Source organism: Hwanghaeella sp. LZ110 (assembly GCF_048892525.1).
In the GTDB taxonomy this organism is placed as follows: Bacteria; Pseudomonadota; Alphaproteobacteria; order UBA8366; family Aestuariispiraceae; genus Pacificispira.
The window spans coordinates 312258-328543 of sequence record NZ_JBLZHT010000004.1 but is presented as its reverse complement, the minus strand read 5'-3'; the positions used below and the strand labels follow the sequence as shown (position 1 = coordinate 328543).

Here is a 16286-nt window from a genome sequence, read left to right as displayed (position 1 = left end):
GAGATAATGGAACGCTGCCTCATTGGGGGGTAGTGCATTATGGGAGTGGTAGACATGAAAAAACTTTTGCTTGCGACCAGCGTCCTGGCACTGAGCGCGACCGGTCTTGCCGGCTCGGCCCAGGCCGAAGTGAAACTTGGGGTAATTTTGGGCTTCACCGGTCCGATTGAATCGATCACGCCAACCATGGCTGCAGCCGCAGAAATGGCGATGACCGAAGTCAACGACAGCGGCAAGCTGTTGGGCGGCGAGACAGTGACCTCTGTTCGCGCCGACTCCACGTGCATCGACTCTGCTGCGGCGACCGCGGCTGCTGAACGTCTGGTGACGTCAGACAACGTCGCTGCCATCGTTGGTGCCGATTGCTCTGGCGTGACAGGGGCGATTGCAAACAACGTCGCCGTGCCAAAGGGCGTTGTGATGATTTCCCCATCCGCAACATCGCCTGCCTTGTCGACCATTGAAGACAATGGTTATTTCTTCCGCACGGCCCCGTCTGATGCCCGTCAAGGTCAGGTTCTGGCTGATATGATGAAAGATCAGGGCATTACCGAAATCGCCGTTACCTACACCAACAATGACTATGGCAAGGGTCTGGCGGATTCGTTCCAGGCGGCATTTGAAGCAGCCGGTGGCAAAGTTTCCATCTCTGTCCCGCATGAAGACGGTAAGGGTGATTATTCTGCCGAAGTTGCCACATTGGCAGCAACGGGCTCCAAGGAACTGGCCGTGTTTGGCTATGTCGACCAGGGTGGTCGTGGCATTATCCAAAGCGCATTGGATACCGGTGCCTTTGATAAATTCGTATTGTGCGACGGCATGATCGGCGACAGCCTGCTGGATGCGTTCGGGGCATCCCTGAACGGCACCATCGGCACCTTGCCGGGGAATGATGGCGAAGGCGCGACGAAGTTCCTTGAACTGGCAAAAGCCCAAGGCGTTGATGGCAGCGGTGCATTCGCACCTGAGAGCTATGACGCTGCAGCCCTGCTGATGTTGGCAATGGAAGCCGCAGGGTCAACTGACCGCGCCGCGATCCAGGCCAAGGTGCTGGATGTTGCCAATGGTCCGGGGGAGCCAATTCTGCCGGGTGAATTGGGCAAGGCCCTTGAAATCATCGCCAAGGGTGGGGATGTCGACTATGTCGGTGCCACCGGTGTTGAACTGATCGGTCCGGGTGAAGCAGCTGGTTCCTATAAAGAATTGCTGGTCGATGGTGGTAAGTTCACCACCGTTCAAATTCGCTAAGGCGCCAGTCAGTTTAAACGCCTGAATTTTGGAGAGCCCGATGTGCAAACCGCATATCGGGCTCTTTCATTTTTGGGGTAATCAGTTGTATTCTCACGAAAAGAACTCATATGATCCATTGGCTAGATATTGTAATAAAGGTGTTGGGGTTCCGTGACAGCTTGGTCGATAGAGTCAATTAACTGGTCCCGGTTTGATAAAAGCCTGGTGGATCCTGTGCTGGTCCGGCTCGTCAAGGCTGCGGCTTTGGTTGAGTATAATGGGGCCACCTATACAGATTACCTGTGCAATGTTTTTGCCGGGGATGCGGATTTTCAGGCCAAGGCAAAAGAGTGGGGCCAGGAAGAAGTCCAACATGGTCAGGCGCTGGCGGAATGGGCCAAGCTGGCCGATCCGGATTTTGATTTTCAGCATGCCTTTGAGCGATTTACGTCAGGCTATTCCGTCCCGGTTGATGTCGAGGCCTCTGTCCGTGGCAGCCGATCCGGGGAGTTGATTGCCCGGTGCATGGTCGAAACCGGCACGTCTTCATTCTATACCGCGATGAGCAAGGCCAGTAAGGAACCGGTTCTGGCGGAAATAGCCCACTTGATCGCGGCGGATGAATTCCGGCATTACAAATTGTTCTACGATACGCTGAAATCGTATTTGCAGAAGGAACAGATTGGACGTTTGGGTCGCGCCAAAGCGGCGGTCAGTCGCATTCGGGAATTGGCGGATGATGAACTGGCCTATGCCTATTATGCTTCGAACGTTCCTGAATCCGTTCCCTATGACCGCACCGCGTGCAGTAATGCCTATCTGGGGCGGATTTATCCGCATTATGATCCAGATATCATTCGTCGCAGCAATGCGATGATATTAAAGGCTGTGGGCCTGACGCCCCATGGACGGTTAAACTCTGTATTGACCGCTGGTGCCTATCGTTTCGTCAGCTATCGCGCACATCAGCTGGCTGAAGCCGCCTAAGGGCATATGTCTCTTTAAGGTGAAGGGGCTGGTTATCCCCCCTCGTTAGCGATAGGGATAGGCCGACATCGCTTTCGGGTCAGTGTTTTGAGGCTTATGTGACGCGGTTCTTATCGATTGGTCGCGCGACAAGCGTGGCGTTTGGCATTTTCATTGCGCTGGTTGGCGTCTCCACCAGCGTGCAGGATTCTTATGCCCAATCCTTCTCGCTGACCGACAAAGCCTATGAATTGTCCTTCAAGGGCCTTACCAAAGATCAGGACAATATTGAAGACGCGATGCGCGCCAGCAGTCTGCTGGTTCAATTGCAGGAAGAGAAGCCGCGCAGTCTGGCTGCTTTGCGTCGTCGGGCGGAGCGGGATATCGGCGTTTTTGAAAAAGTCCTTCGATCCTATGGTTTCTATGACGGTGTTGTCCGGTTTGAGGTGATCGAGGCCCAGGAAAGTGACGCAAAACCGGATGTTGTGTTCACCATAGAACCTGGAAACGTCTATCTGCTGGAAACAATAACAATTCAGGACGCCGGTGCTGGGAAGGCACAGGAAGCCGATGATGCGCTATTGACTGTAATGGGGCTGGAATTGGGGCAAAATGCGACTGCAGAGGCTATTATCGGGGCAGAAGACCGGCTGGTGCGCCATTACCGGACGACAGGATATCCAACAGCAGCGGCAGATAAGCGGCGCACAACGATCAATCGTGACTCCTACACCATGGCGGTACAATTCGGGATGCAGCCCGGCCCGAAGGCCACTTTTGGCGAGATGAAAATTGAGGGTCTGGTCGATGTCGAAGAGGAATTCGTTCGCCGAAGCATCACATGGCAGCCAGGCGCCCTGTATGACATTCGGGAACTGGAAGAAACACAGCGCAATCTTTCTCGAACAGGGCTGTTCAACACGATCACTCTAAATCCTCTACCGGTTTCCGATAGCGGTGATAATGGCGACCCGGTTCCCGTTGATATTCAATTGACAGCAGCGGAGCGTGACCATCGCTCTATCGGGTTTGGAACCAGCTATTCAACCAGTATCGGCCCTGGGATCAGCGCTTTTTGGGAACATCGCAATTTGTTTTCGAATGGGGAGCGTTTTCGGGTAACAGCATCCGCCTCTCCTGTAGAACGAGGCCTAGATAGCACCTTTCGCAAGCCTATGTATAAGCGCGTTGATCAGGCATTGGTCGCGGAAGCTGAGTTAAAAGACATCACCAGCGATGCTTATGATGAATTGCGATCTTCCAGCTTTGTTGGCTTGGAGCGTCGTTTATCCCCAACCTGGACGGCAACGGTCGGGCCGACACTGGATATCATTCAACAGACGGATGAGGGAGTATCCGTCAGCAACCAGAACAAGCATTTTACCCTGCTGGGCATGCGCGGCAATCTGCGGCGTGACAGCACGGATGATCCCTTGAACCCCAGCCAGGGTAACAGGATGGATTTGGGATTGTCCCCCTATACGGATTTGGGAAACAGTACGAATTTTGTCAGTTCCACGATTACGGCATCGCAATATCTGAAAATCGATAACAGCGGGGACTTCATTCTTGCCGGTCGCGTGCGATTGGGATCCATTTTTGGTGCGGAGCGGGAAAGCATTCCCGCAGGCAAGCGTTTGTATGCCGGTGGTGGTGGCTCCGTGCGGGGCTTTGGGTATCAGATGCTGGGTCCGGTGGATGCGGAACTGGATCCGATTGGTGGCCGATCGGTTGTTGAATTTGGCATTGAATTGCGTACCCGCCTGACCGAGACCATTGGTCTGGTTCCGTTTATCGAGGCCGGGAATGTTTATGAATCCATCATGCCCGACCTGTCAGCCAATGATATCCGGTGGAGCGGGGGGCTGGGCCTTAGATATTTCACAGCAATTGGCCCAGTTCGCCTTGATATCGCCACACCGTTCCGCAAACGTGCAAATGTGGACGATTCCTATCAGCTTTATGTGAGTTTAGGACAAGCCTTCTGAATGCAGACCAATACGCGTGAGCCAGAGTCCGAAGGCCTTCGACCGAAACGACGTCTCCTCAAGTCAGTATTGGGCGTGTTTGCGGGCACTTTGTTGTGTCTGGGCGCGGCGGGTGCCTGGCTTACGGCAACAGAGTCTGGTCTTAAGACGCTGATCAACTGGGGGCAGGCGCCGCTTGAAGCAGCATTGGGCGGATCGGTGCAGATCTCGGGTGTTTCGGGTTCTTTATGGGATGAACTGACGGTTCAGTCCTTTGATCTTTCTATGCCGGATTCGGGGCTTGCTGTATCTGCTAAGGCATTTCGCCTGCACTGGCGCCCGACTAAACTTGTCGGCGGGATTGTTCGGATTGATGAACTGGGGGCATCTGATGTCACTGTTACGCTATCGCCCACAACATCGGCGCCGCCTGTCGAAGAAGAGACTGGCCCTTTTGCGGTACCCAGGCTGCCCATTCAACTGGACATCAGAAAAATAGATTTTCCGGTCGTTAGCGTATCCCTGGATGACAAGACAACCTATCAGGCCAGCGTGCAAAGCGCCCTGGAAAGTCAGCAGGATGGGACGCTGCATGCGGATTTGAGGGTCGCAGCCCAGAAAGATGGTGTGCCTGCAGATAATCTGACCGGAACCGCACAGATTGGAACCGGATCAGAGGCGCCTTTCACGATTTCCCTAACCGGGAAATTGCCACCGGATGGACTGGTATGGAGCCTGACGGGACTAGAGCCCGCCATGCGGCGCCAAATGGACATCGCCCTGGATGTTTCCGGCACAGTTGGCGATATGTCCGGGTCTGTCTCGATCATGACCCGGGATATGGCGACATTGGATGCGAAAATTACGGGCGATCTGGCCTCTGACAGCAAACGGGTCAGCCTTCAGGGCGTTGTTGATTTGATGTCGGGTGATGCGCTGGGCCTGCCTGCAACACTGAACGGCCCCAAGGATTTAAGTATCGCCCTGCAATGGGATCCAGATCAGACACTGGCAGTGACGCATTTTCAGGTCAGCCAGAAAGACCTGTTGGATGCACAAGGAAGCGGTTCGCTTTCCCTGCAGACTGATGCAATTGATGCCTCCCTTGGGGTGTCCCTGTCGTCGCAAGCGGCATCAATCCTGGATCCTGATCTGTCCTATCAATCCGCAACGGTGTCGGCGCAGGTGTCCGGGACACTGTCTGAGCCGTCCCTGACAGGGCAGGTGACTGTTGGCGGGCTTTCCGGCTATGACATGACTTTTGAGGAGCTTGTCGCAAATCTGGCGGTGCGTGGGGACGACGATGGTTCCCTGGATTATGAAACGGATATTAAAGGCACGGGGGTTTCGTGGCCCAATCCGGATATTCAGGCACTGGCAGGGTCGGAACTCTCGCTGCGGTCATCCGGCAGCATCGCCCAGGATTTTCAGACTATAGGGCCATTTGAACTGACCATTGATCCCCTTGATGTGGAAGCATCGGGTACACTGACCCTGGCATCTGATGGGGCGGTAGACGGGGAGCATTTGCGCATCCGCCTGGGGGACCTTGCGAAGTTATCAGGCCTTGCCGGGATTGACTTGAAAGGCGCGGCGGAGGTTGATCTGGCCGGCTTAGCTGTGGCCTCTGATGGTGGAGTTTCGACACAGATTAACATAGCACTGCAGGATCTATTCGTCCTGGATCCAGAAACAACGGGTCGCATCGGTCCAACGGCAACACTGGCCGCATCTGTCCGCCGTGCATCCGATGGCGCGATGACCATCGCTCTGGACTCCCTGCGGGCGCGACCGGGTCTTGTTTCGGGCAATATCGCCCTGTCTTCGGATATGGAAACGGTTCAGGGAACACTGAAAGGAGAGGTATCCACACAGGCGATCCCGCCCGTCCCAGATCTTATTTTTCAATCGGACACTTTGCCTTTTACGCTGGCTGTAAACGGTTCCGTCGCTGCGCCACAGGCAACCCTGAAAACTGATCCTATTGATCTGCGATATCAGGCCTACAGCATCGTGAAGTCACAAATATCAGCGGACCTCACCTGGCGGGAGACGGTGCCTGTTGTCGATGTTGACACCAGGGCAGTGGTAAATGGAGCGCCTGTCACGGCAAGCCTGCAATTGGAGGCGGAGGAGTCACACCTCATTCTGAATGATGTCGCAATTAATGGGCTGGACGCCACGGTGACCGGCGATATCACTCTGCCTGATTATGCTTTGCCCGCAATCGGTGGGCTGACTGTCACAGCCAAATCCATTCGACAGGCGGCTGGTTTTGCGCGCCTTTCCGGGCTGGAGGGCGCATTGTCTGCCACTCTGACTCTTTCTGCCAGAAAAGATAATCCGACGGCTCAAGCGGCACGGGTCAAGGCATCTTTGGATCGATTTGGGGGGGACGATGACAGCATCGCTGCTGGTATTACCGCCCGCTCCCTTACTCTGGACGGTAGCATCGACGACCTGGTGGAGTTGTCCGGCCTTCGTGCCACGGTAACAGGACAGCGGATTATGGCTGCAACAGTCACCCTGGATCAGGTGGATGCGACATTCTCAGGTGGGGTTGAGGCCGGAGAGGTGACCCTGTCCCTGGTGGGTAAAGACACATCTGACCCCAATCAGGCAAAACCGATTTCTGTGAAAGCCCAAGCCGCGTTCTCCACACAGGGTGAAACGACGCAGATTACACTGGCCAGTCTGTCCGGGGGATATGGGGGTATTCCCGTCAGTCTGGTGAAACCCGGTCGGATTTTATTGGATCCGGCTGGATTGAAGGAGGTTGGCGCCTCCCTGGCCCTGGCGGACGGTCAAGCGGATATCGCATATACGCGCAGCGCCGCCGATGCCGCCACGGCGACGGTGCAGATATCCAAATTGCCGATCAGCCCGTTCCTGGCCTTGCAAGGCATGTCTGATGTATCGGGAACCCTGGACGCGACCCTTAAGGCGGAAGAAGTTTCAGGGCAGGTATCGGGCAGCGGATCGATTGATCTGTCTGATATCAAATTGGCCGATCTGGAACAGGCACAGGGAATGGCCACTCAGATCACTTTGGATCTGAAGGCCGGTCGTCTATCCGCCAAACTGACCGGGCAAGGCGCCGGACTGGAAAAGGCGGATATATCGGGGGAGATTCCACTGACCGTTTCTTTGGCACAACCGGGTTTCCGTATGCAGACGGACGCGCCGATATCTGTTGAGGCAGACCTTCTGGCGGATATGGGCAAGGTCTGGGCGTTGCTGCCCCTGCCGGAGCATGTCGTAACAGGGGATGTTGGCGTGAATGCCCAGATCGCGGGAACCATGGATAGCCCCCGCATAACGGGAACGGCCAGTCTTGCGGATATCGCCTATGAAAATATCGAATTCGGCACCATCGTACGGCATGTAACAGGCAAGGTTCGCTTCGAGGATCGCCGGATTGTTGTAGAGTCTTTGACGGGGGAAGATCCTGCCGGTTCAAAATTTGCTGTGGCGGGGCAGGGGGAACTGGCAGCGGATGCTGCGCAACTGTCCGCAACGGTTAAGGCACAGAATTTTCAGGTCATCCAGAATGATTCGATGAAAGTATGGTCAGATATTGATCTGGCAATAAAACTGGCAGATCCAGACTCCTTGATTTCAGGCACGGTAACGGTTCGCAAGGGAGAGATTAATCTAGCCGCCGCCTTGCCGCCCAGTATACCCACCCTGGATGTGCAGGAAGATGGGCGCGTCACATCAACCGACAAAGATGGCACTGCGGGACCGGCGATTGGCCTGGATATTCAAATCAATCTGCCAGGTCAGGTTTTTGTGCGCGGCCGTGGTCTGGATTCTGAATGGCAGGGAAATCTGAAAGTTGAGGGCACAACGGCAGCTCCAAGAATCTCCGGCTTGCTGAGCGCAAAGCGCGGTAAGTTTGACGTAATTGGCAAGAGTTTCACTCTTGAGGACTCCACCATTCGTTTTCTGGCCGGGGATCGCATTGATCCTGTTTTAGGAATCCGCGGTGTCTATCAGGCCGAAGACCTGACCGTAATCGCACGCCTGGCCGGCCCAGCCAGCAAGCCAGATGTCATCCTGGAATCCCAGCCATCCCTACCAGAAGATGAGATTCTAAGCCGTGTCCTGTTTGGCAAAACCAAGGGACGGCTGAATGCTGCGGAGGCCGTACAATTGGCCGCGTCCGTATCCGAGCTTTCGGGAGGCGGGTCCGGTCTGGATATTCTGGGCAGCCTGCGTCGGTTCGCCGGGGTTGATGTGCTGGAAGTGGGTGCCGGAGAGAGCGGTGCGCAGGTGAAGGCCGGGAAGTATATCGCCGATGGTGTCTATGTCGGCGCCAAGCAGGGGTCAGCCCCTGGCTCCAGCAGTGTGGAGGTTGAGGTCGAAGTGACCCCAAACATCTCCGTGAATACCGAAAGCGGTCAAACCGACAGCAGCGTTGGCGTTCAATTTAAATGGGATTACTAACCCGCTGTTACAGCGCCATGCGATAGCGTACATGGCCGTCTTCGCCGCCCGTCAGTTTATCATACAGCGCGCGGGCAGTTGTGTTGCCAATATTGGTGTTCCAGTAAAGACGCTCGCATCCGGCTGATTTCGCAGCCTCTTTTACAGCCATGATCAAGGCACGCCCGACACCTTTTCCCCGTGCAGTGTCCAGAACAAACAAGTCTTCCAGATAACAATCCCCGACATCAATCCAGGTGCTGGGATGCCTCAGATACGTCACAATGCCAAGCGCCGTGCCATCGGCCTGGCGGGCGATAAAACTGTTAATCGTATGATCGGGATCCAGGATACGCCGCCACGTCAATGCGGTCTGAGAATCCGAAACGGGCGCTTTATAGAAGGCACAATAGCCTGCCCATAGGGCATTCCAGTCTGTCCAATCGGACTGTTGAACCGGGGATACTTCAATCGTCATAAGTCACCTCCAGGCGCAGGTCCGGGCGGGCATGCCAGTCCCAGAACAGGCTTTTGATCTTTAACGTCACAGGGCCAGGTGCGTCATTGCCATAAATCCGGTCGTCCAGCCGACGGATGGGCATAATCCCACCGGCCGTTGTGCAGGCAAAAGCTTCGTCGGCTTGCTTGAATTCTTCGATGGAGATGGGCCTGATTTCACTGGGAAGATTAAGCGCCTCGCACAGTTCCAAAACCGTCCTGCGGGTTATTCCCTCCAACGCGCCGCGATTGGGCGTAACGACGGTGTCATTGAGGATCGCAAAGACATTGAAGCCAGGCCCTTCGCAGATATAGCCATCCGCATCGGCCAGCAGGGCATTGTCCGCACCCGCATCTTCAGCCTCAAACAGGCCATAGGTCATGTCGCCCCAGTGATAATTCTTCACCGTCGGGTCAACGGATTCCGGCGGAATGCGAATGGATTTAGGGATGATTAGATGGGCGCCGCGCTGAATAACAGGTTCCGGGAAAACCCAGACCCACGGCCTGGCATAGGCAATAAATTTGTTTTCGCATGCGCTGGGCAGGCGGGTCGGGCGCACGGGCGTTCCGCGCAGGCAGACCATCGCAACATAGGACGTCCGCAGTCCGGATCGCCGAACACAATCAATCAGGATCTGGCGCATGTCATCGCGTGATTGTGGCACGGACATACGCAAAGCCTTCATGGAGGCGGCAAAGCGGTCCAGGTGATCTTCCAACCGAAAGAACGCCCCATCCCAGACGGAAACCACATCATAGGTGGCATCCGACCGGACCAGCCCCCAATCCCCCACACCGATTTTGGCCTCGCTGAGGGGAATAAAATCCCCCTCCATCCAGGCAATGCCGTCCGCAGGATTAAGAATCTGTTTCTCGGTCATATTGATATCTTATGGTTGAATAATTGTGAGGGTGACGTCATTCTTTTCGTCGTGAAATCGGGCATTTGGGGAACTGTCGCGTGCTGAAGTACCTGCATTTTACAGATCTAACAGGGACGGTAAACCTTGTGGAGGAGGTTGCAAACGCCTTGTCTCCGATTGATCCGCCTCATATCGACGGTGTCGATGCCGCCGCACTTTTTGATGCGTTGAAAAAATTGGCAGAGATTTCCCTCAATCGGCGCTACGAATGGAAGTGCTCATCCGTTCGGTTTGCAGATTTGACCGGAAAGCCGCACCGGGCGGAGTTGTATAGGGCTTCCGTTGGCGATGTCGAAGCGTATTTTACCTGTTTGGAAGATGCCAGTGACCAAGACACGGTAAAGATGGTTCTGCTGTCATTTGGCCCGGTTGAGCTAGATCCCTCTCGCGCTGCTGGCAATGAGGCGCAAGCGCTGGTGAGCTATCAGGTTTTTTGGGGACTTAGCGCTGCATCACGGGTCATAGCACTGGATCGGTTACGGCGATATCTTAACCGGTCAGGATGGGTGCTTGTTTTTTAACCAACCATTGGTTTGGAATTTTTCGCGGAATTATTATATAGTGTGTGAATGAGAAGGAGTATCAGTCGTGCTGTCGTTTGAAAAATCTTTGAAAGTCATCGATAAAATTGATGATGACGCCGTTGCGGCTCGAAAGAATGATCCGCTGCCTATCGTGCGCGTTGACCTCAGTGATTGTCTAGACTCTAGCGATGTTGACGCTCGTTTGAAGGACCGCCTGGGTGTATCCGCAGCGCAACGTCTTATTGCGGGATAATACGTCACAGTGGATTATTCTTCGGATGATCTAGCGATATTCTCTTCGGCTCTGAGCATAATCGGGTCAATTCTGTTGGCCGTTCCCTTTGTCACAGACCTATTGGGCAAATTAGATCGGTCACGGAAAATCAAAGACGCTCAATCGGAACCTGACGCCATCCGGCGCGCGTTGAGAGATAACCTGACAGAGCAGGTTTTAACTTCAGGAAAATGGTCCACATTTTGTGGGATTGTCGGAATTGTTATGCTGGTCGCGGCAGCACTTCTTTATTATAAATCAATTCACTAGCTAAATTTTCTTATGCGAACGCGTCTTCCCAGGTGCCTTGGGTGGAGGCTTTTGAATATTCGGTCGCCCGGTTTTCGAAGAAGTTTGCGTGTTCGACGCCATTGAGCATTTCATCCATCCAGCGCAGCGGGTTTTTTGCTGAATTATACATTGGCTGCAGGCCCAGTTGGGTTAAGCGACGGTCGGCGATATAGCGGATATATTCCTTCACTTCCGACCCGCTCAATCCCTCAACCGCGCCCATTTCAAAGGCCAGATCGATGAAGGAATCTTCGTGGCTGACAATGGTGTCGCAGGCCGTGTACAGGTCTTTCTGAAGTTGTTCGTTCCAGACTTCCGGATTTTCCGACACGAATGTTTTAAACAGTTTGATGATCGACGCGGTATGCAGCGACTCATCGCGCACGGACCAACTGACAATCTGGCCCATGCCTTTCATTTTGTTGTGGCGCGGGAAATTCATCAGCATTGCGAAACTGGCGAATAGTTGCAGCCCCTCTGTGAAGGCCCCGAACACCGCCAGTGTCTTTGCAATGTCTTCCTTGGTGCTGACGCCCCAGACCTGCATATAGTCGTATTTATCCTTCATTTCCTTGTATTTAAGGAAGGCAGTGTATTCGACCTCCGGCATGCCGATCGTGTCCAGCAAATGGCTGTAGGCGGCAACATGCACGGTTTCGATGTTAGAAAATGCCGACAGCATCATCTGGATTTCGGTGGGCTGGAATACCTGGGAATAATGCTTCATGTAGCAATTGTTAACTTCAACATCCGCCTGCGTGAAGAAGCGGAAAATCTGGGTCAGAAGATTGCGCTCCCCCTCGCTCAAGGTGCGATGCCAATCCTTCACATCATCAGCCAGGGGCACTTCTTCCGGCAGCCAGTGAATACGCTGTTGCGTCAACCATGCCTCGTAAGCCCATGGATAATTGAAGGGTTTGTAAACGGGGCTTGCATTGAGAAGGGTCATGGTCGGCCTTTATATAATGCTGGAGGTTTATTCTCTCCCAAGGATAGTATATATGGTGTGGATGGCAAGAGGATAATCTATATATTGTGGTTTATCCCCAGCTTTTCCCCAGACTTGTCCACCGAAAAAATCGTGACAATGGATTCAGTGGTGCTGCAAAGCGTCTTGGACTTGTCTTCTCTCGTGGCATCGGGAACTCTCCTTCAAGAAAACAGCAACATTTGTCGGGAGTGAGAAAAGATGGAGAAGCCTAGGACTTATTCTTTGGAGGGCGTCCGCCCGGTCATTGATCCTACCGCCTATGTGCATCCAACCGCTGTTCTGATCGGGGACGCGATTGTCGGGCCGCGATGCTATGTTGGACCTGGTGCGGTCATGCGGGGAGATTTCGGTCGTGTTGTGATGGAGGAAGGGTCTAATCTGCAGGATAACTGTATCATGCATGCCTTTCCCGGTATGGATTGCGTGATCGAGGTGGATGGTCATATTGGCCATGGCGCAATCCTGCATGGCTGCCGCGTGAAGCGGAATGCGCTGGTAGGGATGAATTCCGTGGTGATGGATGGCGCAATTATTGGCGACAGCGCCATGGTTGCCGCCATGGCTTTCGTTAAGGCCGGGTTTGAGGTGCCAGACGGTATGCTGGCGGCGGGCACGCCTGCGAAGATTCTGCGCGCCCTGTCTGAAAAGGAAATCGCCTGGAAAGAAGAAGGCACCAAGGATTATCAACGCCTATCTGAGCGTTGTCACGCGACTCTGACATTGTGCGATCCCTTGGCTGAAGTGGAACAAAACCGCCCAAAGCTCAGCGCCGGAGAGTCCATCCCGCTGTTTCAGACGAAACGGAAGTGATCAGAGATTAAACACTTATGCAGAGGTGGAAATCCGGGGGCGACCAAAGGCGGTGGCGGAAATTGTGCTTTCGATAAAGACCGCAAAGGATCCAGCGACGGTTGCAATTCGGTCATCCCGACTGGTTTCGACCTTCACCTCCAGGGCTCCGGCTTCATCGGCGCGGCTGCGGGCTTCTGTTTGGGCCAGTGTCAGTGCAGTGCTGGCAGCATTTTCCAGATTGTTGAAATCTTCAATCCCAGCTGGTCCATGAACCCGGAACAGCCCTTCCGCGGGGGAGGTGATTAGGATTTGCACCCGTTGACTGACGCCCCCGGCAACAGCACCGACCGCATTGCAGACATCGGCATAGCGCGGCACGTCAAATTCTGTCCGCAAGCGATGGGCGATTTCGGGATAATAGGTTTCCGCCGGTGCCCCGATGCCAATCAAGGGGGATTTCAACGTGATATCAAATTCCACCAGATTTTCTGACTTTTCCTTGGTGGTATTGCTGCTGAAGGCGGCTTTGAAGAACGGGGTCGCACTGCGCAGTGGCATGTCCGTCATCACGGCTTCAACCACAGCCGCACAGGATTGCACTGTCAGTTGATCGATCACGGCCAGGGCCAGTGCGCGTGCATCTTCGGCAAGGGGCATGCCTGGCCTGCGTTCGGTCCGCGCGGTCAGTTTAGCGCATAATTCTGCAGCCGCTGTATTCCAATTGCTTTGCAGGCCCAGAACATGGGATGCATCGGACGGGGTAAAGCCTGACAGGATGACCAGACCCCGATCCACCAGCCGCAGCAACGGTTGTTCCGGTGCGCGACCCGCCAGCAATTGTTCCATGGATTTCGGACCCTCCTGCAGCATGTCCCAAATCCGCTGCTCGCCCTTGCTCAGCGTACCACTTTTCATGTCCCGCAGTTTCAGGGCGAATATCCCATCATTGGGCTTCGGCCACACACGGTCCATCTGGGTTTGCAGGGTCGGTATAACGGTTGCGTGGTCACGGGCCAGCAGGCTGATGGGCACGCGGCGACGGGGACCGACCTTCAGGCATTTTTCCTCATCCAGGCCGATTTCGCTGTCACCACCCAGCCCGACTGTGTGAACGGCAATCGCCTCTACCATCGTGCGATAGCCACCGACATAGGCCCCATCCGCGGCCAATACGGGTTTTCCGTTCTTTAAAACTGCGATATCGGTGGTAGTGCCGCCGATATCTGAAATCACGCAATCTTCTCGTTGGCTCAGGAAGTTCGCGCCAACAACACTGGCTGCAGGACCGCTGAGGATTGTCTCAACAGGCCGGGTCAGGGCGGTATCAGCGGAGATTAGGGAGCCATCGCCCTTCACCACCATCAAAGGTGCGGTGATGCCATGTGTGTCCAGCATCCCCCCGACCGCCAGGATCAATTGCTGGATCAACGGCACCAGACGGGCATTCAACAGGGCGGTTAAGGCGCGGCGGGGCGCATCCAGCGCATTGGCCAGTTCATGGGCGCAGGTAACAGGCAGGGCGGTCTCCGTACGGACCAGATCGCGAATGGTGGCTTCATGACTGGGGTTTCGGGTGCCGAAATAGCCGCAGATCGCCACGGCGGAGACCTTTTGCGCCAAGGCCTTAATCTGCGGGCGCGCTGCATCCAGGTTCAACGGCTCGCGCTCTCGGCCATCCGGGTTATGTCCGCCTGCGAGGAACAGCACTGGATCAGATCCCATTGCCTGGCGCAGTCCGGCACGATCCAGGGCCTTATCGTCCTGTCCAATCAATATCAGGCCGACAGGGAAGCCATGTTGTTCAACAATTGCATTGGTCGCCAGCGTGGTCGACAGGGAAACAAGGCCGATAGTGGATGGGTCAAAATCCGGAAGGCCTGCTAAGGCCTGAGCGGTGGCATCGCTGACGCACAGCGACAGATCATGCTTGGTGGTCAGGGATTTTGCCGATGACAGGACCTGGCGTGTTTCGTCATCAAATAACACGGCATCGGTATAGGTTCCCCCAGTATCAATGCCCAACAGAACCGCCATCGCTTAGAACCCATCTTTGGTAAAAGAATACACTGGATGGTTAGCCTATTCGCATTGGACCGGAAAAGCGTCAATCTTGGTTTTACCTAAAAAAGCCCGGATTGCGACATCGCGAATGGTGTCGTGGTAGAGTGCGGACTTCAGCACCCTGAAAACCGCCTCTCAGCTGCGCTTTCTGTCCAGGACATAATTGCTGAACGCCATATCGGCGGAGAAAATATCGTCGATCAGAATCCGGAAAAGGTCTCGCAATTCCTCAATGCCGATCTGATCGCGCAATTCACATTCTCCAAGTATGCGATATACGGTTCCCAGTGATTGATCATGATGGACCATATGCTGATGCAGATATGGATAATTATAGTCTGACATCAGGCGCTCTTCATCTTTGAAATGGGCCAATAACAGATTTCCTACTTCCCGTGCCTTTTTGACTGTTCTATATTCTGGATTATCGATGTTCTTGCGAACATCATCCAATGCAGCGACAATTGTGTCATGATCGTGATCAATCTTATCGACATTTATCTTGCCTGATCTGGGCACGAAGAACTGAAGATTCTTCATTTCATCCCCCTATCTTTCATCCAGGACACTGTTTTTTATCTTTATAGATCGTTACGGTTTCACCATTCTTGGGATACTTAAACTACTATTTCACGGTATTGTTGTAGGATAGGAAGAATGAGATGAAGCAACCCGCTAGTGTCGCCTCGCTTGAGGCCTTGGGGCGCGTTCAACTAAGCGAAAACTTTTTTATGCGTGATTTCCTGTTCAGTGAGATCGCGGCGATGCATGGGTTATCCAATGCACCGGAAGAGCCCGATGTCGCGATTGCGGCTGGGAAAATGCTGTGTGAGACACTGCTGGAACCGTTGCAGGAAACCTTCGGGCGGATCGCCATCCGATCAAGCTATCGATCCCCCACAGTGAACAAATATGGCAATGAGAACAATTTGAACTGTGCCCGGAACGAAGCAAACTATGCGCATCATATCTGGGATAAGCGGGACGCACAGGGGCGTCTGGGGGCCACGGCCTGTATCGTGGTTCCGTGGTTTGCAAAACGGTATCACGATGGCGCGGACTGGCGGGCCTTGGCGTGGTATATTCACGACCATATGCCGTATCATACGCAATACTTTTTTCCAAAGCGCGCGGCGCTGAACCTGAATTGGCGGGAACAGCCAGAAGGGCGGATCGATAGCTATATCAGTCCGAAAGGCTGTCTGACCAAACCGGGTATGGATAACCATTCCGGTGATCATGGCGACTGGTATTCGGACTTTCCGACGTTTCGCGGATAGGTGCTTGCCCGGCATTGCGCCGCACTTTAGGGTCACCCTAATCCCTATCCAAGAAAGC

At 54.3% G+C, this 16286-nt stretch carries 13 protein-coding genes; 8 read left to right on the top strand and 5 right to left on the bottom strand.

All coding sequences use genetic code 11. From position 1 onward, the window contains the following. Window positions 1-54: 54 nt before the first annotated feature. The 4 genes from ACOSDM_RS10265 to ACOSDM_RS10250 all read left to right on the top strand — a co-directional run bounded on the left by ACOSDM_RS10265 (window position 55) and on the right by ACOSDM_RS10250 (window position 8612). A complete protein-coding gene (locus ACOSDM_RS10265) occupies window positions 55-1248 on the top strand; it encodes an ABC transporter substrate-binding protein (RefSeq protein WP_420724417.1) in 1194 nt (397 codons plus the stop codon). A gap of 153 nt (window positions 1249-1401) precedes the next feature. Then, window positions 1402-2217, top strand: a complete 816-nt coding sequence (locus ACOSDM_RS10260; protein WP_420724416.1) for a ferritin family protein — start codon at window positions 1402-1404, stop codon at window positions 2215-2217. Between the two features lie 98 nt (window positions 2218-2315). Continuing rightward, a complete protein-coding gene (locus tag ACOSDM_RS10255; protein ID WP_420724415.1) occupies window positions 2316-4184 on the top strand; it encodes an autotransporter assembly complex protein TamA in 1869 nt (622 codons plus the stop codon). After that, window positions 4185-8612 carry a translocation/assembly module TamB domain-containing protein gene (locus tag ACOSDM_RS10250; RefSeq protein WP_420724414.1) on the top strand — a complete coding sequence of 1476 codons (4428 nt, stop codon included), beginning with the start codon at window positions 4185-4187 and terminating at the stop codon, window positions 8610-8612. Window positions 8613-8619: 7 nt separating this feature from the next. On the opposite strand, the gene ACOSDM_RS10245 is transcribed toward ACOSDM_RS10250, so the two are convergent. Next, entirely contained in the window at window positions 8620-9069 is a 450-nt protein-coding gene (locus ACOSDM_RS10245; RefSeq protein WP_420724413.1) for a GNAT family N-acetyltransferase, read from the bottom strand. After that, complete coding sequence (locus ACOSDM_RS10240) at window positions 9059-9973, bottom strand: aminotransferase class IV (RefSeq protein ID WP_420724412.1); 915 nt, start codon at window positions 9971-9973, stop codon at window positions 9059-9061. Before ACOSDM_RS10240 ends, ACOSDM_RS10245 begins: the two co-directional genes overlap by 11 nt. A gap of 80 nt (window positions 9974-10053) precedes the next feature. Here ACOSDM_RS10240 and ACOSDM_RS10235 point away from each other — a divergent pair, with 80 nt between their 5' ends. Both ACOSDM_RS10235 and ACOSDM_RS10230 read left to right on the top strand, forming a co-directional pair. Beyond that, window positions 10054-10536: a hypothetical protein gene (locus tag ACOSDM_RS10235; protein ID WP_420724411.1), complete on the top strand. Its 483-nt coding sequence runs from the start codon at window positions 10054-10056 to the stop codon at window positions 10534-10536. A 67-nt stretch (window positions 10537-10603) separates the two neighbouring features. Continuing rightward, on the top strand, window positions 10604-10792 hold the full coding sequence (locus ACOSDM_RS10230; RefSeq protein WP_420724410.1) for a hypothetical protein: 189 nt from the start codon (window positions 10604-10606) through the stop codon (window positions 10790-10792). A 301-nt stretch (window positions 10793-11093) separates the two neighbouring features. Here the strand turns inward: ACOSDM_RS10230 and ACOSDM_RS10225 are convergent, their stop codons facing one another. Beyond that, window positions 11094-12053, bottom strand: a complete 960-nt coding sequence (locus tag ACOSDM_RS10225; protein WP_420724409.1) for a ribonucleotide-diphosphate reductase subunit beta — start codon at window positions 12051-12053, stop codon at window positions 11094-11096. A 240-nt stretch (window positions 12054-12293) separates the two neighbouring features. Here ACOSDM_RS10225 and ACOSDM_RS10220 point away from each other — a divergent pair, with 240 nt between their 5' ends. After that, a complete protein-coding gene (locus tag ACOSDM_RS10220) occupies window positions 12294-12905 on the top strand; it encodes a phenylacetic acid degradation protein PaaY (protein ID WP_420724408.1) in 612 nt (203 codons plus the stop codon). A 15-nt stretch (window positions 12906-12920) separates the two neighbouring features. Here ACOSDM_RS10220 and ACOSDM_RS10215 read toward each other — a convergent pair whose 3' ends face one another. Continuing rightward, window positions 12921-14921 (bottom strand): hydantoinase/oxoprolinase family protein, encoded by a 2001-nt coding sequence (locus tag ACOSDM_RS10215; protein WP_420724407.1) that lies wholly within the window; start codon window positions 14919-14921, stop codon window positions 12921-12923. Window positions 14922-15083: 162 nt separating this feature from the next. After that, window positions 15084-15488 (bottom strand): hemerythrin domain-containing protein, encoded by a 405-nt coding sequence (locus tag ACOSDM_RS10210; protein WP_420724406.1) that lies wholly within the window; start codon window positions 15486-15488, stop codon window positions 15084-15086. 122 nt (window positions 15489-15610) lie between these two features. On the opposite strand from ACOSDM_RS10210, the gene ACOSDM_RS10205 reads away from it, so the two are divergent. Continuing rightward, the gene (locus tag ACOSDM_RS10205) at window positions 15611-16228 is read left to right on the top strand and encodes a hypothetical protein (protein ID WP_420724405.1); all 618 of its coding nucleotides are present in this window, start codon (window positions 15611-15613) and stop codon (window positions 16226-16228) included. The last annotated feature ends 58 nt before the right edge of the window (window positions 16229-16286 follow it).